Source organism: Streptomyces sp. SudanB25_2051 (assembly GCF_964272635.1).
Classification (GTDB): domain Bacteria; phylum Actinomycetota; class Actinomycetes; order Streptomycetales; family Streptomycetaceae; genus Streptomyces.
Window position 1 is genome coordinate 5,060,886 of record NZ_OZ186787.1, and the last position, 21,088, is coordinate 5,081,973.

The following is a 21,088-nucleotide window of genomic DNA, read 5'->3' on the forward strand; positions in this document are numbered from 1 at the left end:
GGCGGTCCCGCCGCCCCGGCGCCCGGCCGCCGCTGACCGCCACGGAGAAGGGCGCCCGCCACCCGGCGGGCGCCCTCGCCCTCGCGCCCCGCCACCCGGCAGGGCGCGCCCCCCCCTGGCGCGTCACGTGCCGGCTACGCCAGCGGGTCCGCCACCACTGCCACCGGCTTGACCAGCGGCGTTCCCGAACCGTCCCGGCGCGGGTCGACGTCCGGCAGCTCCACCGGGGCGCCGTTCTTCTGGGCCGCCATGGCGGGCGCGCGGCCCGCCCAGGCCAGCACCAGCACGTCCTCGCCCTTCAGGAAGCGGTGGCAGCGCACACCGCCCGTGGCACGGCCCTTGCGCGGGTACTGGTCGAACGGCGTCAGCTTCGCCGACGTGCCGACCGAGGCGTCCAGCTGGCCCGTGGCGCCCGCGACCGTGAACACGACCGCGTCCGACGCCGGGTCCACCGCGGTGAACGAGATCACCTCGGCGCCCGCCCCGAGCTTGACGCCCGCCATGCCGCCCGCGGGCCGGCCCTGCGGGCGCACCTGCGACGCCGGGTAGCGCAGCAGCTGCGCGTCGGAGGTGATGAAGACCAGGTCCTCCTCGCCCGTCCGCAGCTCCACGGCGCCGACGATCCGGTCGCCCTCCTTGAGGGTGATGACCTCCAGCTCGTCCTTGTTCGCCGGATAGTCGGGCACCACCCGCTTCACGACGCCCTGCAGCGTGCCCAGGGCCAGGCCCGGCGACGACTCGTCCAGCGTCGTCAGGCACACGACCGTCTCGTCCTTCTCCAGCGTCACGAACTCCGCGAGCGGCGCCCCGCCCGACAGGTTCGGCGCCGACGCCGTGTCCGGCAGCTGCGGCAGGTCGATCACCGAGATGCGCAGCAGCCGTCCCGCGGACGTCACCGCCCCGACCGTGCCCCGCTGGGTGGTCGCCACCGCCGACACGATCACGTCGTGCTTGACGCGCTTCCCGCCGTGCTCCGGCAGCGGCTCGCCGCTCGCCGTGCGGGCCAGCAGCCCCGTCGAGGACAGCAGCACCCGGCACGGGTCGTCGGCGACCTCCAGCGGCACCGCGGCGGCCGGGGAACCGGCCGACTCCAGCAGCACCGTGCGCCGCTCCGTGCCGAACTTCTTCGCCACCGTCGCCAGCTCGGACGAGACGAGCTTGCGCAGCTCCGCGTCCGATTCGAGGATCTTCGTCAGCTCCTCGATCTCGCTGTTCAGCCGGTCCCGCTCGCTCTCCAGCTCCAGCCGGTCGAACTTGGTCAGCCGCCGCAGCGGCGTGTCCAGGATGTACTGCGTCTGCACGTCGCTCAGCGAGAAGCGCTCGATCAGCCGCTCCTTGGCCTGCGCCGAGTTCTCACTGGACCGGATGAGCCGGATCACCTCGTCGATGTCGACGAGGGCGACCAGCAGGCCCTCCACCAGGTGCAGGCGGTCCCGCTTCTTGCCGCGCCGGAACTCGCTGCGCCGGCGCACCACGTCGAAGCGGTGGTCCAGATAGACCTCCAGCAGCTCCTTCAAGCCCAGCGTGAGCGGCTGCCCGTCGACCAGCGCCACGTTGTTGATGCCGAAGGACTCCTCCATCGGCGTCAGCTTGTACAGCTGCTCCAGGACGGCCTCGGGCACGAAGCCGTTCTTGATCTCGATGACCAGGCGCAGCCCGTGCTCCCGGTCCGTGAGGTCCTTGACGTCCGCGATGCCCTGGAGCTTCTTCGCGTTGACCAGGTCCTTGATCTTGGCGATGACCTTCTCCGGGCCGACCGCGAACGGCAGCTCGGTCACCACCAGGCCCTTGCGGCGGGCCGTGACGTTCTCCACCGTCGCCGTGGCGCGGATCTTGAACGTGCCGCGGCCCGACTCGTACGCGTCCCTGATGCCCGACAGGCCCACGATCTTGCCGCCGGTCGGCAGGTCCGGGCCCGGGACGAACCGCATGAGCGTCTCGAGGTCGGCGCCCGGGTGCTTGATCAGGTGCCGCGCGGCCGCGATGACCTCGCCCAGATTGTGCGGGGGCATGTTGGTCGCCATGCCGACCGCGATGCCGGAGGCGCCGTTCACCAGCAGATTCGGGAAGGCGGCCGGGAGGGCGACCGGCTCCTGCTCCTGCCCGTCGTAGTTCGGTACGAAGTCGACCGTGTTCTCGTCGATCGACTCGGTCATCAGCGATGTCGCGTCGGCCATCCGGCACTCGGTGTACCGCATCGCGGCCGGCGGGTCGTCATTGCCGAGGGAGCCGAAGTTGCCGTGCCCGTCGACCAGCGGCAGCCGCATCGAGAACGGCTGCGCCATGCGCACCAGCGCGTCGTAGATCGACGCGTCGCCGTGCGGGTGGAGCTTGCCCATCACCTCGCCGACGACGCGGGCGCACTTGACGAACCCGCGCTCGGGGCGCAGGCCCATCTCGTTCATCTGGTACACGATCCGGCGGTGCACCGGCTTCATGCCGTCGCGCGCGTCGGGCAGGGCGCGGGAGTAGATCACCGAGTAGGCGTACTCGAGGAAGGAGCCCTGCATCTCGTCGACGACGTCGATGTCGAGGATCCGCTCCTCGAAGTCGTCGGGCGGCGGGGTCTTCGTGCTGCGGCGGGCCATCGCTGCTGCGGCTCCTTCACCAACAAGGTTGATCTGACGCCGACCATTGTGGACCGTCCCACTGACAGCACGGACCGCGACCCGGAAGAGGGACGTCCCGGCTTCCCGGGAACTTCGCCGGGCACGTGTGCGCTTGCATAGGGTGGCAGGACTTTCCATGACGCGATCGAAGGGACGTACATGCCCATGGGTCACACGGCCACAGCCCAGGCCGGCTCCGGCGGGCTGACAGCGACCGAGCACCGGCTGGCCAACGGCCTGCGCGTGGTGCTCTCGGAGGACCACCTGACCCCGGTCGCCGCGGTGTGCCTCTGGTACGACGTCGGCTCCCGCCACGAGGTCAAGGGCCGCACCGGCCTCGCCCACCTCTTCGAGCACCTGATGTTCCAGGGCTCGAAGCAGGTCAAGGGCAACGGCCACTTCGAGCTGGTGCAGGGCGCCGGCGGCTCCCTCAACGGCACGACCAGCTTCGAGCGGACCAACTACTTCGAGACGATGCCCGCCCACCAGCTGGAGCTCGCCCTCTGGCTGGAGGCCGACCGCATGGGCTCCCTCCTCGCCGCCCTGGACGACGAGTCGATGGAGAACCAGCGGGACGTCGTGAAGAACGAGCGCCGCCAGCGCTACGACAACGTGCCCTACGGCACGGCGTTCGAGAAGCTGACCGCCATGGTCTTCCCCGACGGCCACCCCTACCACCACACGCCGATCGGCTCCATGGCGGACCTCGACGCGGCCACGCTGGAGGACGCCCGCGAGTTCTTCCGCACGTACTACGCGCCGAACAACGCCGTCCTGTCCGTCGTCGGCGACATCGACCCCGAGCAGACGCTCGCCTGGATCGAGAAGTACTTCGGCTCCATCCCCTCCCACGACGGCAAGCCCGCCCCCCGCGACGGGACGCTGCCGGAGGTCATCGGCGAGCAGCTGCGCGAGGTCGTCGTGGAGGACGTCCCCGCCCGCGCGCTGATGGCCGCCTACCGCCTGCCCGCCGACGGCACGCGCGCGTGCGACGCCGCCGACATCGCGCTCACCATCCTCGGCGGCGGCGAGTCGTCCCGCCTGCACAACCGCCTGGTGCGGCGCGACCGCACCGCCGTCGCCGCCGGCTTCGGCCTGCTGCGGCTGGCCGGCGCGCCCTCCATGGGCTGGCTGGACGTGAAGACCTCCGCCGGCGTCGAGGTGCCGGACATCGAGTCCGCCGTCGACGAGGAGCTGGCCCGGTTCGCCGCCGAGGGCCCCACGGCCGAGGAGATGGAGCGCGCCCAGGCCCAGCTGGAGCGCGAGTGGCTGGACCGCCTCGGCACCGTCGCCGGCCGCGCCGACGAACTGTGCCGCTTCGCCGTCCTGTTCGGCGACCCGCAGCTCGCCCTCACCGCCGTCGAGCGCGTCCTGGAGGTCACCGCCGACGAGGTCCGCGAGATCGCCGCCCGGCAGCTGCGCCCCGACAACCGCGCGGTCCTCGTGTACGAACCGACCAAGGCCGACGACGGCGACCAGACCGACAGCGACGAGGAAGAGGGGACGGACCAGTGAGCGACGCTGCCGTGTCTCTGACCAGCATGGAGTTCCACCCGCAGCCGAAGCCCGGCACGCCCCGCGTCTGGGCCTTCCCCGCCCCCGAGCGCGGCCGCCTCGACAACGGCCTGACGGTGCTGCGCTGCCACCGCCCGGGGCAGCAGGTCGTCGCCGTGGAGATCGTCCTCGACGCCCCGCTCGACGCCGAGCCGGACGGCCTCGACGGCGTCGCCACCATCATGGCGCGCGCCCTGTCCGAGGGCACCGACAAGCACACCGCCGAGGAGTTCGCCGCCGAGCTGGAGCGGTGCGGCGCCACGCTGGACGCGCACGCGGACCACCCCGGCGTGCGGGTCTCCCTCGAAGTGCCCGCCTCGCGGCTGCCCAAGGCCCTCGGCCTGCTCGCCGACGCCCTGCGCGCACCGGCGTTCGCCGACGACGAGATCGAGCGCCTCGTCCGCAACCGCCTCGACGAGATCCCGCACGAGACGGCCAACCCGGCGCGGCGCGCCGCCAAGCAGCTCTACGCGGAGCTGTTCCCGGCGGCCTCCCGGATGTCCCGCCCCCGCCAGGGCACCGAGGACACCGTCGCCCGGATCGACGCCGCGGCCGTACGGGCCTTCTACGAGGCCCACGTCCGCCCCGCCTCCGCGACCGCCGTCGTGGTCGGCGACCTGACCGGTGTCGACCTGGACGGACTGCTCCGCGACACGCTCGGCGCGTGGACCGGCGACGCCCCCCGCCCCGGCACCGCGTCGCCCATCACCGCCGACGACACGGGCCGCGTGGTCATCGTGGACCGGCCGGGCGCGGTGCAGACGCAGCTGCTCATCGGACGCATCGGCCCGGACCGGCACGAGCGCGTGTGGCCCGCGCAGGTCGTCGGCACCTACTGCCTCGGCGGCACGCTGACCTCCCGTCTGGACCGCGTCCTGCGCGAGGAGAAGGGCTACACGTACGGCGTGCGCGCCTTCGGCCAGGTCCTGCGCTCCATGCCGGACGGCACGGGCGCGTCGCTGCTCGCCATCAGCGGCTCCGTCGACACGCCCAACACCGGTCCCGCGCTGGACGACCTGTGGAAGGTGCTGCGCACCCTCGCGGCCGAGGGCCTCACCGACGCCGAGCGCGACGCCGCCGTGCACAACCTGGTGGGCGTGGCGCCCCTCAAGTACGAGACGGCGGCGTCCGTCGCGGACACGCTCGCCGACCAGGTCGAGCAGCACCTGCCGGACGACTTCCAGGCGCAGCTGTACCGGCGCCTGGACGCGACGGGCACGGTGGAGGCGACGGCGGCCGTCGTCAACGCCTTCCCGCCGGACCGCCTGGTCACCGTCCTCGTCGGCGACGCCGGCCAGATCAAGGCGCCCGTCGAGGCGCTGGGCCTGGGCGAAGTGACCGTCGTCACGGGCTGATTGACACGGTGTACGAAGGGGAACCCCGCCCTCCGCACGCGGAGGGCGGGGTTCCCCTTTCTCACGGACTTATGTCCGATTTGCTGGAGAGGCGGGGGATCTGTTCTGTGGCGTGCGCTACAAAAAACCGTGTCCGTTTGGTGATTGAAAGATCAGCGGCATAGCGTCTTGGTCGCTGTCCGCCCGCTGTACTCGCCGCACCCGCGGCATCGGGCAGCGATCGCCGAATCCCCGTCAGGCGCGAGCCTGGGGAGCCGGGGACCCACCACGTCCCCTGGGGTGAATCGGGCGCCTTCGCACCACGCGGAGGGGTCCGTAGGAGACCTTCCTGCTCCGAACCCGTCAGCTAACCCGGTAGGCGAGAGGGAAGGAAAGGACACGTCCACTTCATGGCGTTCACCCGTTCCACCGGGAAGCACCGTGCCCCGAGCCGTATGAGCCGCAGGAGCGCCCACGTCGCCGGCGCCGCCGCCCTGGCCACCTCCGGAGTCATCGGAACCCTCACCTCCCCGGCGTTCGCCGCCGACGCCGAGCGCGCCGCGTCGCTGGAGGACACCGGCGTCAACCAGGCCATCGCCGGCTACGAACTGGCCGACCAGGTCGAGGACCAGGCCGCCGCCCAGGAGCTGGCCGCCGAGGTCGCCGAGCGCCAGGCCATGGCCGAGATGGCCGCCGAGCGCCAGGCCGAGGCCCGCCTGGAGGCCGCCCGCGCGGCCGAGGAGCGCGCCTCCCGCGAGGCCGAGCGCAAGCGCCTCAACTCCTTCCAGCTGCCCGTGGCCGGCTCGTACGTCTCCACCGGCTACCAGTCGGGCGGCGCGCTGTGGTCCTCCGGCAGCCACTCGGGCGTCGACTTCCACGCCCCGTACGGCTCCACCGTCGTCTCCGTCGGCCGCGGCACGGTCGTCGAGGCCGGCTGGGGCGGCGCGTACGGCAACAACGTCGTGATCCGCATGCACGACGGCACGTACACGCAGTACGGCCACCTCGCCTCCGTCAGCGTCTCGGTCGGCCAGACCGTCATGCCCGGCGAGCAGATCGGCGTCTCCGGCTCGACCGGCAACTCCACGGGCCCCCACCTCCACTTCGAGGCCCGCACCACCGCCGAGTACGGCTCCGACATCGACCCGGTCTCCTACCTCCGGGCGCGCGGCGTCAACGTCTGACCCACCCCGCTTCCGCGAAGGCCCCGGCTTCCAGAGCCGGGGCCTTCGCGCGTCCGCGTGTTCTCCGGCTCCCCGCGTCGGCCAAGAATCGACCATGAATTCCCGCCCGGTATCTCAAAATCTGCCGCGTTGCCATAGAGTCACCGAACAACGTCGAACTGATGGGTGTCGCGCGGAAAAACCGCGTGGAAATCGGCGGGCGGAGCGATTCGGAGGTCGGTCATGCGCGTTCCGGCGCACTCGGTGTGCACGGCGATCCGGGCGGATATCGTCTCCGGGGTGCTGGCGCGCGGCAGCCGCCTCACCGAGGAGCAGCTCGCCCGCCGCTACGGGGTCTCGCGCGTCCCGGTCCGCGAGGCGCTGCGCACCCTGGAGTCCGAGGGCTTCGTCGTCTCCCGCCGCCATGTCGGCGCGTGCGTCGCCGAGCCGACCGAGCAGGACGCCGCCGACCTGCTGGAGATGCGCGTGCTGCTGGAGCCGCTGGGCGCCGCCCGCGCGGCGCAGCGGCGCACCGAGGCCCATCTGAAGGTGCTGCGCGGCCTGGTCCGCCTCGGCCAGGAGCGGGCCCGCCGCGGCCGGAGCGAGGACCTGCGCTCACTGGGCGACTGGTTCCACGAGACGCTCGCCCAGGCGTCGGGGAGCCCCGGCCTGACCGCGCTGCTCGGCCAGCTCCGCCACAAGATCGCCTGGATGTACGCGGTCGAGGAGCCGGCCCGCCCGGCGGACGTGTGGGCCGAGCACGGCGCCATCGTCGACGCCGTGGCGCGGGGCGACGCCGAGCGCGCCAGGACGCTCACGGCCCACCACGTGGAACGGTGGCGCGGCGCGCACCGGCTGCGCCGCGCGGAGCGTGTGAGGGGTACGCAACATCCCGTACACAGCGCGGGAGCGCGGAATTAACACGCGGGCCGTATACAAGGGGCAGCGGAATAGTCGGTGCCTTTTCCCGCTGCCCGTAAAGCCGGGTAAGGCCGGCGTTCGGGAAGGCGGCTCCCCGGAAGGCGGGCTGCCCGGATAATGCGCCGACCGGTATCTCCCTGAAGGCGTGCCAGTCGGAAAGGGCCTCCGCCTGGAATGGGGCGCCGGCGGGAATAGCCCGCCGACGGTAAGGCGCGTCCGAAAATCCCCGTGTCCGCAAAGCCTGGTGTCCGCAAAGCCCGGTGCAGCGAAAGCCCGAAGCCCGAAGCCCGAAGCCCGCGAACGCGGGCGCGTAAGCAAAGAGCCGCACCCCCGTGGTCCGGGCGGTGCGGCTCCTCGGTGCCGGCGGCGGCCGTCAGACGGTCTCGGGGAGCTCCTCGAGACCCTCGGCGACCAGCTTCGCCAGGCGGTCCAGCGCCACGTCCGCGCCCTCGGCGTCCGAGGCGAGAACGATCTCCTCGCCGCCCTGCGCGCCCAGGCCGAGCACCGCGAGCATCGACGCGGCGTTGACCGGGTTGCCACCGGACTTGGCGATCGTCACCGGGACGCCGGAGGCCGTGGCGGCACGGACGAAGATGGAGGCGGGGCGGGCGTGCAGGCCCTCGGCCCAACCGACGTTGACGCGGCGCTCAGCCATGGTGTTGCCCTTCAAGTGCTAGCGGTTGTCTAGACCAGTGTCTCATGTCCGGCGCGGTGCCGGAACGGCGCCGTACCCTTGCCCCATGCTGAACCCGTCCGACCAGTCGGCGCACTCGGCGCACGCGTACCCCGACCACTGGGAAGCCGATGTGGTGCTCCGCGACGGCGGCACCGCGCGGATCAGGCCGATCACCACGGACGACGCCGAGCGCCTGGTCAGCTTCTACGAGCAGGTCTCGGACGAGTCGAAGTACTACAGGTTCTTCGCCCCGTATCCCCGGCTCTCCGCCAAGGACGTGCGTCATTTCACCCACCACGACTACGTGGACCGGGTCGGTCTGGCCGCGACGATCGGCGACGAGTTCATCGCGACGGTCCGCTACGACCGCATCGACGCCCTGGGCCGCCCCGCCACCGCCCCCGCCGACGAGGCCGAGGTCGCCTTCCTCGTGCAGGACGCCCACCAGGGGCGCGGCGTCGCCTCCGCCCTCCTGGAGCACATCGCCGCCGTCGCCCGCGAGCGGGGCATCCGGCGGTTCGCCGCGGAGGTGCTGCCCGCCAACACCAAGATGATCAAGGTGTTCACGGACGCCGGCTACACCCAGAGGCGCAGCTTCGAGGACGGCGCCGTACGCCTCCACCTGGACCTGGAGCCCACCGACCGCTCCCTGGCCGTGCAGCGCGCCCGCGAGCAGCGCGCCGAGGCCCGGTCGGTGCAGCGGCTCCTCGCGCCCGGCTCCGTCGCGGTCGTCGGCGCGGGCCGCGCGCCCGGCGGCGTCGGCCGCACCGTCCTGCGCAACCTCGCCGATTCCGGGTTCACCGGCCCCCTCCACGCCGTCAACCGCGCCCTCCCGGACGAGGCGGCCACCCTCGACGGCGTCCCCGCCCACCGCTCCCTGGGCGACGTCGGCGGCGACCCCGTCGACCTGGCCGTCATCGCCGTACGCGCCGAGCACGTCCCGGACGCCGTCGCCGACTGCGGCGCGCACGGCGTGCGCGGCGTCGTCGTCCTGTCCGCCGGGTACGCCGAGAGCGGCCCCGCGGGGCGGGAGCGCCAGCGCGCCCTGGTGCGGCAGGCCCGCTCGTACGGGATGCGGGTCATCGGCCCCAACGCCTTCGGCGTGATCAACACCGCGGACGGCATCCGGCTCAACGCCTCCCTCGCCCCGCAGCTGCCCGCCACCGGCCGCATCGGCCTGTTCACCCAGTCCGGCGCCATCGGGATCGCCCTGCTGTCCGGGCTGCACCAGCGCGGCGCCGGGGTGTCGTCGTTCGTCTCGGCCGGCAACCGCGCCGACGTCTCCGGCAACGACCTCCTCCAGTACTGGTACGAGGACACCGACACGGACGTGGTCCTGCTGTACCTGGAGTCCATCGGCAATCCCCGCAAGTTCGCCCGGCTCGCCCGGCGCACCGCCGCGGTCAAGCCGGTCGTCGTCGTCAAGGGCGCCCGGCACAGCGGCAGCGCGCCGCCCGGCCACGCCGTGCCCACCACCCGCATCCCGCACACGACGGTGTCCGCGCTGCTCCGCCAGGCCGGGGTCATCCGCGTCGACACGGTCACCGAACTGGTCGACGTGGGCCTGCTCCTCGCCGGCCAGCCCCTGCCGAAGGGGCCGCGCGTGGCGATCCTCGGCAACTCCGAGTCGCTGGGCCTGCTCTCGTACGACGCCTGCCTGACCGAGGGGCTGCGGCCGCTGCCGCCGCGCGACCTGACCACCGCCGCGACCCCCGAGGACTTCCGCGCCGCGCTCGCCGAGGCTTTGCGGGACGACGCCTGCGACGCGGTCGTGGTCACCGCCATCCCGTGGGTCGGCCCGCAGGGCACGGCGGAGCTGACCGGCGAGGGCGAGGTGCTGGCGGCCGCGCTGCGCGAGGCGTGCGCCACCTCCCCGGCCAAGCCCGTCGTGGTCGTCCACGTCGAGCTGGGCGCGCTCGCGGACGCGCTGGCCGCCGCGACGAGCACCGCCCCGGCCCGCGAGCACCCGGCGGCCATCGCGACCACCGGCGCCGCGGACCCCACCGCCCCCACGGCCACCGCCTCGACGGCACCCGGCACACCGCCCCCGCCCGCGGCCGACCACGGCCGTGAGGACGGCCAGGGCGGCCCCCGCCCCGCACCCGCCGGGCCCGCCGGGCCCGCCGCACCCGCCGGGCCCGGCGAGGAGACCGCCCCGGAGGCGCCCCCCGCCCACATCCCCGCCTACCCGGCCGCCGAGCGGGCCGTGCGGGCGCTGGCCGAGGCCGTCCGGTACGCCGACTGGCGCCGCGAGGCCGCCGACCCCGGGCGCGTACCCGAGTACGAGGGCATCGACGAGAGCGGCGCCGCCGCCCAGATCGACCGGCTCCTCGGCCCGCCCCCCGCCGGCGGCACGGGCCCCGCCCCCGAGCCGCACGGCGTCACCCTCCCCCCGGACGCCGCCCGCGAGCTGCTCGCCCGCTACGGCATCCCCGTACGCCCCGTCCTCCCCGCGCCCGACCCCGACACCGCCGTACGCGCCGCCGCCCGCCTCGGCTACCCGGTCGCCCTGAAGACCACGGCGCCGCACCTGCGCCACCGCCCCGACCTCGGCGGCGTACGGCTCGACCTGGCCACCGAGCAGCAGCTGCGCACCGCGTACGCCGAGCTCACCGAGGCACTGGGCAGCCCCGCCGAGCTGCGGCCGGTCGTCCAGGCCATGGTGCCGCGCGGGGTGGACACCGTGGTCCGCGCGGCGATCGACCCGGCGGTCGGCGCCGTGCTGTCGTTCGGCCTCGCGGGCGCGCCCTCCGAACTGCTCGGCGACATGGCGCACCGCCTCGTGCCGGCCACCGACCGCGACGTGGCCGAGCAGATCCGCTCCATCCGGACCGCGCCGCTCCTCTTTGGCTGGCGCGGCTCGGCGCCCGTCGACACGGCCGCCCTGGAGGAGCTGCTGCTGCGCGTGTCACGCCTGGTGGACGACCACCCGGAGATCGTCGCCGTCGCGCTGGAACCGGTCGTCGTCGCCCACCGCGGCCTGGCCGTCCTGGACGCGACCGTGCGCCTCGCCCCGCCGCCCACCCACACCGACCTAGGCCCCCGCCGCCTGCCCAGCTACTGACCGGCACCGCTCAGGCGGGGTCGGCGCGCGCGTACGCGGACAGCAGCGTGACGGCCCTGACGCGCAGCTCGGACGACCCGGCCCCGGCGACCGTCACCGACGTGACGCCGCGGCCCACGGCGCGGGCCAGACGGACCTCCAGGGCCCAGCTGAGCGGGCCGGCCCGGCAGAGCCGACCCGCCCCGCGCGGCCCCGATCGAGTCGGATGTCACAGCCCCGGCGCCCTCCGGCGGCCTGGGCCGCCGTCGCAAGCGGCCGAGCCGTGCCTGCCCACGGATTAGGATGGAGTCCATGGCGAAGACCGGTACGACGACCCAGGGGCTGCGCGCGGCGATCGAGCGCAGCGGCTATTACCCGGCCCTCGTGGCCGAGGCGGTGGAGGCCGCCGTCGGCGGCGAGCCGATCGCGTCGTACCTCGTGCACCAGGAGACCACGTTCGACGCGAACGAGGTCCGGCGGCATGTGACCGTCCTCGTCCTCACCGCGACGCGCTTCATCGTCAGCCACACCGACGAGCAGAACGCCGACACGAGCTCCCCGACGCCGTACGCCACGACCTCCACGGAGTCCGTGAAGCTCGGCCGGATCTCGTCCGTCGTCGTCAGCCGCGTCGTCGCGAACCCGGAGTCCTACCAGCCCGGCACCCTCCCGCGCGAGATCGTCCTCACGGTCGGCTGGGGCGCCGTCTCCCGCATCGACCTGGAGCCCGCCGCCTGCGGCGACCCGAACTGCGACGCCGACCACGGCTACACGGGCAACTCCACCGCCGACGACCTGAGCCTGCGCGTCAGCGAGGCCGGCGACGGCCCCGAGACGGTCCGCCAGGCCCTCCACTTCGCCCAGGCCCTCTCCGAGGCCACCGCGGCCACGCGCTGATGGTCCAGCCGACGACCACGGCCTCCGCCTGGCCCGACGAGCCGGTGCCGCTGTCCCTCGACACGGCGCCCGTCCCGGCGTACGGCTCCGGCTCCCTCGCCGACCTGCTGCCGACGCTCGCCGCGGGACTCGGCGTACCCGGCTTCGAGGCGCGCATCGCCGAGCTGGCCCCCGCCGACCGGGTGTGCGTCTTCCTCATCGACGGGCTCGGCTGGGAGCAGGTCAAGGCGCACCCCGCCGAGGCCCCCTTCCTCGCCTCGCTCCTCGACTCCTCACGCGGCGGCACGGGCCGGCCCCTCACCTCCGGCTTCCCCGCCACCACGGCCACCTCGCTGGCGTCCGTCGGCACGGGGCTGCCGCCCGGCTCCCACGGCCTGACCGGCTACACCGTCCGCGACCCGGACACGGGCGAGCTGATGAACCAGCTGCGCTGGCGCCCCTGGACCGCCCCGCACGTCTGGCAGCCGTACCCGACGGTCTTCCAGCTGGCCGACGCCGCGGGCGTCCACACCGCGCAGGTGTCGTCCCCGGCGTTCCAGGACACCCCGCTCACCAAGGTCGCCCTCAGCGGCGGCACGTTCCACGGGCGGCTGTCCGGCGAGGAGCGGATGGACTTCGCCGCGCGCCAGCTCGCCGCCGCAGACCGGTCGCTCGTCTACACGTACTACAGCGAGGTCGACGGCGCCGGACACCGCTTCGGCGTGGACTCCGACGCCTGGCGCGGCCAGCTGATGCACGCCGACCAGCTCGTGCAGCGCCTCGCCGAGCAGTTGCCGGCGCGCTCGGCGCTGTACGTCACGGCGGACCACGGCATGGTGGACATCCCCTTCGACGAGGAGTCCCGCATCGACTTCGACGAGGACTGGGAGCTGCGCGCCGGGGTCGCCCTGCTGGGCGGCGAGGGCCGGGCCCGCCACGTCTACGCCGTACCGGGCGCCGAGGCCGATGTGCTGGCCGTCTGGCGCGAGGTGCTCGGCGACCGCTTCTGGGTCGCGGGGCGCGACGAGGCGATCGACGCGGGCTGGTTCGGGCCGCACATCGACGAGCGGGTCCTCGGCCGGATCGGCGACGTGGTCGCCGCCGCGCACGACGACGTGGCGCTGACGGCGTCCCTCGCCGAGCCGCACGAGTCCGCGATGGCGGGCATGCACGGCTCGATGACCCCCGCCGAACAGCTCGTACCGCTGCTCGAAGTCCGCACCTAGTCGGCACGCCCGGCACCCGCCCCCCGCCCGCAGATCGCAGACCGCAGACCCGAAAGGTCGTCACTTTCCCATGCCCGAGCTCGTGTTCTTCTCCGGAACGATGGACTGCGGAAAGAGCACCCTCGCTCTGCAGATCGAGCACAACCGTTCCGCGCGCGGCCTCCAGGGCATGATCTTCACCCGCAACGACCGGGCCGGCGCGGGCAAGCTCTCCTCCCGCCTCGGACTGGTGACGGAGGCCGTCGAGGCGGCCGAGGAGTTCGACTTCTACGCGTACCTGGTCGACCACCTGTCGCGCGGCGGGCGCTGCGACTACGTGATCGCGGACGAGGCGCAGTTCCTCGCACCCGAGCAGATAGACCAGCTCGCCCGGGTCGTGGACGACCTGGAGCTGGACGTGTTCGCGTTCGGCATCACCACCGACTTCCGCTCCAAGCTGTTCCCCGGCTCCCAGCGGCTGGTGGAGCTCGCCGACCGCGTGGAGGTCCTCCAGGTGGAGGCGCTGTGCTGGTGCGGCGCGCGGGCCACGCACAACGCGCGCACGGTCGGCGGGGTGATGGTCGTCGAGGGCGCCCAGGTCGTCGTGGGTGACGTCAACGCCGGGAACGAGGTCGGGTACGAGGTGCTGTGCCGGCGCCACCACCGGCGGAGGATGACGGCCGCCACCGCCCGCGCGGCCGCCCTCTCCCCGGACGTCCTCCCCGTCGAGCCGCCCCTCGGCACGCGGCCGTAGCCCCCTCCGCCCCGGCTCCCGCCCCGACCACCCGGCCCTCAGCGCCGCGCCGACCGCCCCCGGTCCTCACCGCCGCGCCGTGAGCACCCGGGCCTGCCCGGCCGCCCCGGCCGTGAGCGCCGCGCCCGCGGACCGCCCCCGCCGTGAGCACCACCGTGAGCACCGCGCCCGCCGACCGCCCCCGCCGTGAGCACCACCGTGAGCACCGCGCCCGCCGACCGCCCCCGGCGCGGCGACCGGCGTCCGCCGACCGCCCGCCCTCACCGCCCCTTCGGCCGTACGACCGTGAAGACCGCGCCCTCCCGGTCCGCCACCGTCGCCCGCCGCCCCTCGGCGCCGTCCTCCGGCGCCTCCACGACGCGGCCGCCCAGCTCCACCACCCGCCGCGCGGCGGCATCCGGGTCGGCCACCTCGAACCACGTGGTCCAGTGCGCGCCCCGGTCGCGCGGCAGGGCCCGGCCGGCCCCGCGCACCGAAGCGACCGGCCGCCCCCCGGCACGCAGCGCCACCCGGTCCGTGTCCTTCGCGCCCATCGGCGCGGGCTCGCAGCCGAAGACCGTCCGGTAGAACTTCCCGGCCGGCTCGGCGTCGTGCGTCAGCAGCTCGTTCCAGAACGGCGTGCCCGGCGCGCCCGCCGCCTCCGTCCCCGCGAACGCGGCCGCCTGCCACACCCCAAAGACCGCGCCCGACGGGTCGGAGCAGATCACGAGCCGTCCCGTGTCGCCCGCGTCCAGCGGGCCCACCGCCACCGTCCCGCCGGCGCAGCGGACCGACTCGGCCGTGCCGTCGGCGTCGTCGGTCGCCAGGTACGGCGTCCAGGCGCCCGGCAGACCGCTCCCGGCCGGCAGCAGGCCGATGCCCGCGACCTCCCTGCCGTCGAGCAGCGCCCGCACGTACGGGCCGAGCCGGGCGGGGCCGGGCGCGAACTCCCAGCCGAACAGCTCCCCGTAGAACTCCCGCGTCGCGTCAAGGCCGTGCACCATCAAGCTCACCCAGCAGGGTGTACCCGGCTCGCACCGGGCCGCCTCGGTCATCGTCACATTCTCCTCGGACCATCGTCGTGGCCGTGCGGGGGAACCGGGCGCGGACCGCGCCGGCGCGGCGGCATCACACCTCGTCAGATGCCGGCACCGCAGGCCGCGCGGTGCGCCCCGGCCGCGCCGCGGATCGGCGCGATCCCGCAGGAGGATGCCCGAAAATTCCCGGTCCCATCCCCGGTTCTCGCCGTCAGTCCTCCCGGCGGGGGCCGTATCTGCGCGAGGATGGCACGTATGAACCGCAACGCAAGCACCGACTCGCACCCCCTGGTGTCCGCCGCCGACCTGGCGGCCGAGCTCGCGTCCCCGCAGCCCGGCGGGACCGGCCTCGTGCTGCTGGACGTCCGCTGGGAGCTGGGCGGCCCGCCCGGCCGTCCCGCGTACGAGGCGGGGCACATCCCCGGCGCCGTGTACGTCGACCTCGACACGGAGCTGGCCGGCCCGCCCGGCGAGGGCGGCCGCCATCCGCTGCCGGACCCGGAGGCGTTCGGCGCGGCGATGCGTGCGGCCGGGGTGTCGTCCGGTTCGCGGGTCGTCGCGTACGACGGCGGCCAGGGCTGGGCGGCCGCGCGGGCCTGGTGGCTGCTGCGCTGGGCCGGTCACGCCGATGTGCGGGTGCTGGACGGCGGGCTGGCCGCGTGGCGGGGCGAGCTGTCGACGGCGGTGCCGGAGCCGGTGCCGGGCGACTTCGTCCCCGTACCGGGCGGACTGCCGCTGCTGCACGCGGACGGCGCGGCGGCCCTGGCCCGGACGGGGCTGCTGCTGGACGCGCGGGCGGGGGAGCGGTACCGGGGCGAGGTGGAGCCGATCGACCCGGTGGGTGGCCACATCCCGGGCGCCGTGTCGGCCCCGACGACGGAGAACGTCGCGGCGGACGGCCGGTTCCTGCCGGCCGAGGCGCTGGCGGCGCGGTTCAAGGAGCTGGGCGCCCTGGACGCGCCCGAGGTGGGCGTCTACTGCGGCTCGGGCGTGTCGGGGGCGCACGAGGTGCTGGCGCTGGAGACGGCGGGCGTACGGGCCGCGCTGTACGCCGGCTCCTGGTCGGACTGGACCCGCGACCCTTCCCGCCCGGTCGCCACGGGCCCCGAGCGGGGCTGACCGGACGGCCGCGGCCCGCGTGCCCCGAGCGGGACCCGACCGGAGCCGCGGCCCACGGGCCGTCGAGCCCGGCCGGCCGGACGCCCCGCGGACCCGGACGCGCGGGGCGGGCCGCCGGACCGGCGCCTACCGGGTGAGGCGCAGGCGGAAGCGGGTGTACTGCTCGAAGACCGCCACCGGTTCGAAACCGAGGCGGGTGAGCAGGGCGGTGCTCCTGTCGTTGCCGTGGGTGACTCCGGCGAACACGTCGGTGGCTCCCAGGACGCGGGCCGCGTGGCCGTAGAGGGCCTCGCAGGCGGCCGTGGCGTGGCCGGCGCCGACCCGGGACCGGCAGAGCCAGTAACCGGTGCCGTAGCGCGGAGGGTCGGTGGCGACGAGGTCCACGCGGCCGATCAGCTCGCCGTGCAGACGGATCCCGTAGCGCAGGTCCGGCCCGGGGTCCTCGGCCAGGTGGCGGCGGACCCAGGCGGGCGTGGCCCGGCTCTCCTCCTGGTAGTCGCCCAGGCGGCTCAGATGCGCGCGGTTCATGTCGAGCAGCCGGTGGTACGCCTCGGCGTCACGGAGCGTCAGCTCGCTCAGCACCAGGCCCGGCGTCCGCGTGGGCAGGTCCGGTACGGACGGGCGCGCCACGTGTGCCTCCTCGCGATCCCCGGGCCGCGGCGCAGGCACCCACCGGAGGTGAGGGGCTCTTGCCGCGGCGCCGCGCTACTCCTGCTTCTTGCGCCGGGTGCCGAAGACGATCTCGTCCCAGCTGGGCACCGCCGCGCGGCGGCCCGGGCGCACCCCGTCGGCCTCCGCCTGCCGGTCCGTCGTGCCGATCAGCCGGTCGCGGTGGCCGGTCACCGAACGGGGCATCAGGACGTCGGCGTACGCCGATCCGGCGCCCGCCGACGCGGCGGGGGCCGGGGGCTCCTCGGCGTCCGGCTCGCTGTCCGGCTCGGCGGCCGACGAGCCGCCGTCCGTGCCGGTCGCGCGGTCGGGAACGACCATGTCGCCCCGGAAGTTGGGCACCGCCTCCAGGAGGCTGGTCAGCGAGTCCCGCTCCGACTCCTCCGCGGGCTCGGCGCTCGGCGCGGGCGGCGCCGCCCGGTCGACGGCCCGCTCGCGCGGCAGCCGCGCGATGCGCGGGACGAACGGGAAGCTGGGCTCCGGCACGGCGACGGCGTCGTCGGTCTCGCCGATGAGCGCGCGCGCCTCGGCGTCCACGGCCTGGACGAGCCGCCGCGGCGGGTCGTACGTCCAGCTCGCCGTGTGCACCTCGCCGGCCACCCGGTAGACGAGCAGCACCTCCCAGGTGCCGTCGTCGCGGCGCCAGGAGTCCCAGGCCACGCTGTCCTTCTCGGCGCCGCGCAGCAGCAGCCGCTCCTGCACCGCCTCGCCGAGCTGCGGGCCCGCGTTCTCGCCGGGCCTGCGGACGGGGGTCTTCCGGGCCCGCTCGGCCATGAAGGCGCGCTCTGCGAGCACGGGGCCCTCGAAGCGGCGGACCCGCTCGACGGGGATGCCCGCGAGCTGGGCGACCTCCTCGGCGGAGGCACCGGCCCGTATCCGCGCCTGGATGTCACGGGGCCGCAGGTGGCTCTCCACCTCGATCTCGATCTGGCCGAGGCGGGGCCGGTCGTTGCGGACGGCGGCGCGCAGCCGCTCGTCAATCGGAAGCGTGTACTCCGTGTTGTCCGCAGCCTTCAGCACCAGTCGTGTGCCGTCGTTGGAGACGGCCACGACACGCAGTTCGGGCATGGGGACCTCCCGGGTGGTGCCTGCCGACGTCACGTGCGTCGCTGCTTCCGCTAGTCGAGTGTGGCCTGCCCGGGTGCAGCCTGCCACAACCTTGCCGTGTTGACCGGCGTGTCGGGCATGGGCCCTGGAACGCCGTCATGGCACGGTAACCTATTTCACGACCTTACGTGACTGGTCGGTCACGCTCCGTCGCAGGCCCCCGTGCGGTATGGCGGCGCCGCCGGATCGAGTGCCATTTCCGGCCCCTCCCGTTGATCCCGGACATCCGTAAGGGACCGATGCCCAGGGTTCGTCACAGTACTCCATTCGGGCCATGTCGGTGCACCGGCGCGCCGTCGAAGTTCTCGCGGTGTCCGGTATATGACGCCCCGACATGGCCCGGCCCCCGGGCGGGCGGTGCGGGAAATCAGACCAAAAGGAGCGAACCGCGCCCCCTCCCGTGTGTTCCTCCGGACGAGCGGTCAGTCACCCAGCACCCGCCGCAGATAGGGGTTGCCGAAGAGGCGGTCGGGATCGAGCCGGTCCCGCAGCGCCGCGAACTCCCCGAAACGGGGGTACGCCTCCGCGAGGTACGCGGCGTCGCGCGTGTGGACCTTCCCCCAGTGGGGGCGCCCCCCGTGCGCCGTCATGATCCGCTCCGCGGCCGTGAAGTACGCCCGATAGGGGGTCCCCCGGTACATGTGGACCGCGATGTACGCGGTGTCCCGGCCCGACGCGGTGGACAGCGTGATGTCGTCCGCCGGGGCCGTCCGCACCTCCACCGGGAAACTCACCCGCAGCGGTGACCGGTCGACCATCGCCCGCAGCTCCCGCAGCGCGGCGACCGCCGCCTCCCGCGGCACGGCGTACTCCATCTCCATGAAGCGCACCCGGCGGGGACTGGTGAACACCTTGTACGGGATGTCGGTGTACGTCCGCGGCGACAGCGCCCGGCTGGAGATCCGCGCGATGGCCGGGACGGCGGCCGGTACGGCCCGCCCGAAGGAGTTGGCCACCTGGAACACCCCGTTGGACAGGAACTCGTCCTCGAACCAGCCGCTCACCGCGCCGGGCGGATCGGCGGGGCCCTGGCTGCGGTTGTTGCGCTTGGTGCTGCAGTTGCCGGTGTGGGGGAACCAGTAGAACTCGAAGTGCTCGTTCTCGGCGTGCAGCTGCTCGAACTCGGCCGTCACCCGGTCGAAGCCCATCGGCTCCTCGCGCGCGGTGAGCAGGAACATCGGCTCGACCGCGAACGTCACCGCCGAGATGACGCCCAGCGCGCCCAGGCCGATCCGGGCGGCCGCGAAGACCTCCGGGTTCTCCTTGGCGGAGCAGGTGAGCACCCGTCCGTCCGCCGTCACCAGCTCCAGCGCGCGCACCTGCGCGGCGAGCGAACCGGAGTCCCGTCCCGTGCCGTGCGTCCCGGTGCTGATCGCGCCCGCGACGGTCTGCTCCATGATGTCGCCCATGTTCGTCAGCGACAGCCCCTCGCGGGCCAGCGCCGCGTTCAGCCGCTTCAGCGGCGTCCCCGACTCCACGGTCACCGTCATCGCCGTACGGTCGACCCGCCGGATGCCGGTCATCAGATCCGGGCGGATCAGCAGCCCGTCGGTCGAGGCGATCGACGTGAACGAGTGGCCCGTCCCCACCGTCTTGACCCGCAGGCCCTCCCGGGCGGCCGTCAGGACCGCGTCGGCCAGCTCCTCCACGGACGCCGGCATGACGTCCCGCTCGGGCCGGACGGAGACGTTCCCCGCCCAGTTACGCCAGGTGCCGCTCGCTCCGGCCGGGCCGCTCCTCCTCACGAGCCCGCTCAGCCGGCTCGTCCCGCCCGGTCCCGTCCATGCCTTCAGACTGCTCAGGGTCCTGCTGCGCACGCTGCCCCTCCCGCGTCGGCACCGGCCTGTTCAGCCGGCGGTACCCCAGGAACGCCACCACGGCCGCGAGCACCCCCGCCACGCCGGGCACCACGTACCCCACGTCCGCCCCGTGCTCGGCCACCACCCAGCCGGAGACCGACGTGCCGAGCGCCACACCGACCGCGAGCCCGGTTCCGGTCCAGGTCATGCCCTCGGTGAGCTTGCCGCGCGGTACGTGCGCCTCCACCAGGGCCATGGTCGTCACCATCGTCGGCGCGATGGCGAGGCCCGCGACAAAGAGCGCCACGGCCAGCAACGACAGGTTCCCGGCCAGTTGGAGGGGGATCATACTCACGGCCATCGCGAGCACACCCACGACCCAGCGCCGCGCGGGGGCGCCCTTCAGCCGCAGCGTCCCGAACACCGCGCCCGCCAGGCACGAACCGCCCGCGTAGACCGCCAGCACCAGGCTCGAAGCCGACTTGTGCCCCTGCTCCTCGGCGAACGCCACGGTCACCACGTCCACCGCACCGAAGATCGCGCCGGTCGCGACGAACGCCACCACGAGCACCTGCAGCCCGGGGGAGCGCAGCGCGCTCGTCCGCGCCGGAGCGTGCTTCTCGACCGGGTGCGGCGCGGGTTCCGTCGCCCGCTGCGCGGTCAGCCACCAGACGCCCACCAGCAGGAAGGCACCCGACAGCACCGGACCGGCGGCCGGGAACCAGGCCGTGGACAGGCCGATCGACAGGGGCGGCCCCAGGATGAAGCACAGCTCGTCGACGATGGACTCCAGCGAGTACGCCGTGTGCAGGTCCTGCGGACGGCCGCGGAGGATCTCCGCCCACCGCGCGCGGGTCATCGCCCCGACGCTCGGCACGCACCCGGCGCCCAGCGTGCACACGAACAGCGTCCAGTCCGGCAGCCCCCACTGCGCGCACACCACCAGCGCCCCGCCGGACACCACCGACACCAGCGTCGCCGGACGCAGCACCCGCCGCTGCCCGTACCGGTCCACCAGCCGGGACACCTGCGGGCCCAGGACCGCGGCCGACAGCGCCAGCGTGCCCGTCAGCAGACCCGCGAGCGCGTACCGGCCCGACAGCTCCGTGATCATCGTCAGGACGCCCACGCCCATCATGGCCAGCGGCATCCGCCCGATGAGACCGGCGGCGGAGAACCCCCGGGTGCCGGGGACGGCGAAAATCGCACGATAGGGACTGGGCAAGGAGCACTCCGGAGCGGG

General features: G+C 74.2%; 16 protein-coding genes and 1 riboswitch. Of the genes, 9 read left to right on the forward strand and 7 right to left on the reverse strand.

Annotation, left to right across the window (positions count from 1 at the left end):
• Window positions 1-134: 134 nt before the first annotated feature.
• Window positions 135-2,588 (reverse strand): DNA gyrase/topoisomerase IV subunit A, encoded by a 2,454-nt coding sequence (locus ACSUPT_RS22710; protein WP_361657719.1) that lies wholly within the window; start codon window positions 2,586-2,588, stop codon window positions 135-137.
• Between the two features lie 186 nt (window positions 2,589-2,774).
• Here ACSUPT_RS22710 and ACSUPT_RS22715 point away from each other — a divergent pair, with 186 nt between their 5' ends.
• The 4 genes from ACSUPT_RS22715 to ACSUPT_RS22730 all read left to right on the forward strand — a co-directional run bounded on the left by ACSUPT_RS22715 (window position 2,775) and on the right by ACSUPT_RS22730 (window position 7,581).
• Window positions 2,775-4,124 carry a M16 family metallopeptidase gene (locus tag ACSUPT_RS22715; RefSeq protein WP_436946254.1) on the forward strand — a complete coding sequence of 450 codons (1,350 nt, stop codon included), beginning with the start codon at window positions 2,775-2,777 and terminating at the stop codon, window positions 4,122-4,124.
• 26 nt (window positions 4,125-4,150) lie between these two features.
• Complete coding sequence (locus tag ACSUPT_RS22720) at window positions 4,151-5,518, forward strand: M16 family metallopeptidase (RefSeq protein ID WP_351965097.1); 1,368 nt, start codon at window positions 4,151-4,153, stop codon at window positions 5,516-5,518.
• A gap of 211 nt (window positions 5,519-5,729) precedes the next feature.
• Window positions 5,730-5,894, forward strand: a riboswitch (cyclic di-AMP (ydaO/yuaA leader).
• A 13-nt stretch (window positions 5,895-5,907) separates the two neighbouring features.
• On the forward strand, window positions 5,908-6,681 hold the full coding sequence (locus ACSUPT_RS22725) for a M23 family metallopeptidase (RefSeq protein WP_351965022.1): 774 nt from the start codon (window positions 5,908-5,910) through the stop codon (window positions 6,679-6,681).
• A gap of 222 nt (window positions 6,682-6,903) precedes the next feature.
• Window positions 6,904-7,581: a GntR family transcriptional regulator gene (locus ACSUPT_RS22730; protein ID WP_436945388.1), complete on the forward strand. Its 678-nt coding sequence runs from the start codon at window positions 6,904-6,906 to the stop codon at window positions 7,579-7,581.
• 373 nt (window positions 7,582-7,954) lie between these two features.
• Here ACSUPT_RS22730 and ACSUPT_RS22735 read toward each other — a convergent pair whose 3' ends face one another.
• Complete coding sequence (locus ACSUPT_RS22735; RefSeq protein WP_028963724.1) at window positions 7,955-8,236, reverse strand: HPr family phosphocarrier protein; 282 nt, start codon at window positions 8,234-8,236, stop codon at window positions 7,955-7,957.
• 85 nt (window positions 8,237-8,321) lie between these two features.
• Here ACSUPT_RS22735 and ACSUPT_RS22740 point away from each other — a divergent pair, with 85 nt between their 5' ends.
• The 4 genes from ACSUPT_RS22740 to ACSUPT_RS22755 all read left to right on the forward strand — a co-directional run bounded on the left by ACSUPT_RS22740 (window position 8,322) and on the right by ACSUPT_RS22755 (window position 14,135).
• Window positions 8,322-11,321, forward strand: coding sequence for a bifunctional acetate--CoA ligase family protein/GNAT family N-acetyltransferase (locus ACSUPT_RS22740; RefSeq protein ID WP_436945389.1), 3,000 nt, complete (start codon window positions 8,322-8,324; stop codon window positions 11,319-11,321).
• A 291-nt stretch (window positions 11,322-11,612) separates the two neighbouring features.
• Window positions 11,613-12,197: a DUF5998 family protein gene (locus tag ACSUPT_RS22745; protein WP_351965018.1), complete on the forward strand. Its 585-nt coding sequence runs from the start codon at window positions 11,613-11,615 to the stop codon at window positions 12,195-12,197.
• Window positions 12,197-13,402, forward strand: coding sequence for an alkaline phosphatase family protein (locus tag ACSUPT_RS22750; RefSeq protein WP_351965017.1), 1,206 nt, complete (start codon window positions 12,197-12,199; stop codon window positions 13,400-13,402). The genes ACSUPT_RS22745 and ACSUPT_RS22750 overlap by 1 nt, the downstream gene beginning before the upstream one ends.
• 70 nt (window positions 13,403-13,472) lie before the next feature.
• On the forward strand, window positions 13,473-14,135 hold the full coding sequence (locus tag ACSUPT_RS22755; protein ID WP_351965016.1) for a thymidine kinase: 663 nt from the start codon (window positions 13,473-13,475) through the stop codon (window positions 14,133-14,135).
• 260 nt (window positions 14,136-14,395) lie between these two features.
• Here the strand turns inward: ACSUPT_RS22755 and ACSUPT_RS22760 are convergent, their stop codons facing one another.
• On the reverse strand, window positions 14,396-15,169 hold the full coding sequence (locus ACSUPT_RS22760) for a VOC family protein (protein WP_436945390.1): 774 nt from the start codon (window positions 15,167-15,169) through the stop codon (window positions 14,396-14,398).
• A 237-nt stretch (window positions 15,170-15,406) separates the two neighbouring features.
• Here ACSUPT_RS22760 and ACSUPT_RS22765 point away from each other — a divergent pair, with 237 nt between their 5' ends.
• Window positions 15,407-16,270, forward strand: coding sequence for a sulfurtransferase (locus ACSUPT_RS22765; RefSeq protein WP_436945391.1), 864 nt, complete (start codon window positions 15,407-15,409; stop codon window positions 16,268-16,270).
• A gap of 126 nt (window positions 16,271-16,396) precedes the next feature.
• On the opposite strand, the gene ACSUPT_RS22770 is transcribed toward ACSUPT_RS22765, so the two are convergent.
• The 4 genes from ACSUPT_RS22770 to ACSUPT_RS22785 all read right to left on the reverse strand — a co-directional run bounded on the left by ACSUPT_RS22770 (window position 16,397) and on the right by ACSUPT_RS22785 (window position 21,070).
• On the reverse strand, window positions 16,397-16,900 hold the full coding sequence (locus ACSUPT_RS22770) for a GNAT family N-acetyltransferase (protein ID WP_436945392.1): 504 nt from the start codon (window positions 16,898-16,900) through the stop codon (window positions 16,397-16,399).
• A 75-nt stretch (window positions 16,901-16,975) separates the two neighbouring features.
• Entirely contained in the window at window positions 16,976-18,040 is a 1,065-nt protein-coding gene (gene sepH / locus ACSUPT_RS22775) for a septation protein SepH (protein ID WP_351965012.1), read from the reverse strand.
• 428 nt (window positions 18,041-18,468) lie between these two features.
• A complete protein-coding gene (locus ACSUPT_RS22780) occupies window positions 18,469-19,791 on the reverse strand; it encodes a D-arabinono-1,4-lactone oxidase (RefSeq protein WP_399219484.1) in 1,323 nt (440 codons plus the stop codon).
• Entirely contained in the window at window positions 19,748-21,070 is a 1,323-nt protein-coding gene (locus ACSUPT_RS22785; RefSeq protein WP_351965011.1) for an MFS transporter, read from the reverse strand. The genes ACSUPT_RS22780 and ACSUPT_RS22785 overlap by 44 nt, the downstream gene beginning before the upstream one ends.
• Window positions 21,071-21,088: the final 18 nt, after the last annotated feature.

Bases quoted from the DNA above. Each gene is read 5' to 3' on its own strand.
- ACSUPT_RS22710 (WP_361657719.1), bottom strand. From the start codon at position 2,588: ATGGCCCGCCGCAGCACGAAGACCCCGCCGCCCGACGACTTCGAGGAG.
- ACSUPT_RS22715 (WP_436946254.1), top strand. From the start codon at position 2,775: ATGGGTCACACGGCCACAGCCCAGGCCGGCTCCGGCGGGCTGACAGCG.
- ACSUPT_RS22720 (WP_351965097.1), top strand. From the start codon at position 4,151: ATGGAGTTCCACCCGCAGCCGAAGCCCGGCACGCCCCGCGTCTGGGCC.
- ACSUPT_RS22725 (WP_351965022.1), top strand. From the start codon at position 5,908: ATGGCGTTCACCCGTTCCACCGGGAAGCACCGTGCCCCGAGCCGTATG.
- ACSUPT_RS22730 (WP_436945388.1), top strand. From the start codon at position 6,904: ATGCGCGTTCCGGCGCACTCGGTGTGCACGGCGATCCGGGCGGATATC.
- ACSUPT_RS22735 (WP_028963724.1), bottom strand. From the start codon at position 8,236: ATGGCTGAGCGCCGCGTCAACGTCGGTTGGGCCGAGGGCCTGCACGCC.
- ACSUPT_RS22740 (WP_436945389.1), top strand. From the start codon at position 8,322: ATGCTGAACCCGTCCGACCAGTCGGCGCACTCGGCGCACGCGTACCCC.
- ACSUPT_RS22745 (WP_351965018.1), top strand. From the start codon at position 11,613: ATGGCGAAGACCGGTACGACGACCCAGGGGCTGCGCGCGGCGATCGAG.
- ACSUPT_RS22750 (WP_351965017.1), top strand. From the start codon at position 12,197: ATGGTCCAGCCGACGACCACGGCCTCCGCCTGGCCCGACGAGCCGGTG.
- ACSUPT_RS22755 (WP_351965016.1), top strand. From the start codon at position 13,473: ATGCCCGAGCTCGTGTTCTTCTCCGGAACGATGGACTGCGGAAAGAGC.
- ACSUPT_RS22760 (WP_436945390.1), bottom strand. From the start codon at position 15,169: ATGACCGAGGCGGCCCGGTGCGAGCCGGGTACACCCTGCTGGGTGAGC.
- ACSUPT_RS22765 (WP_436945391.1), top strand. From the start codon at position 15,407: ATGAACCGCAACGCAAGCACCGACTCGCACCCCCTGGTGTCCGCCGCC.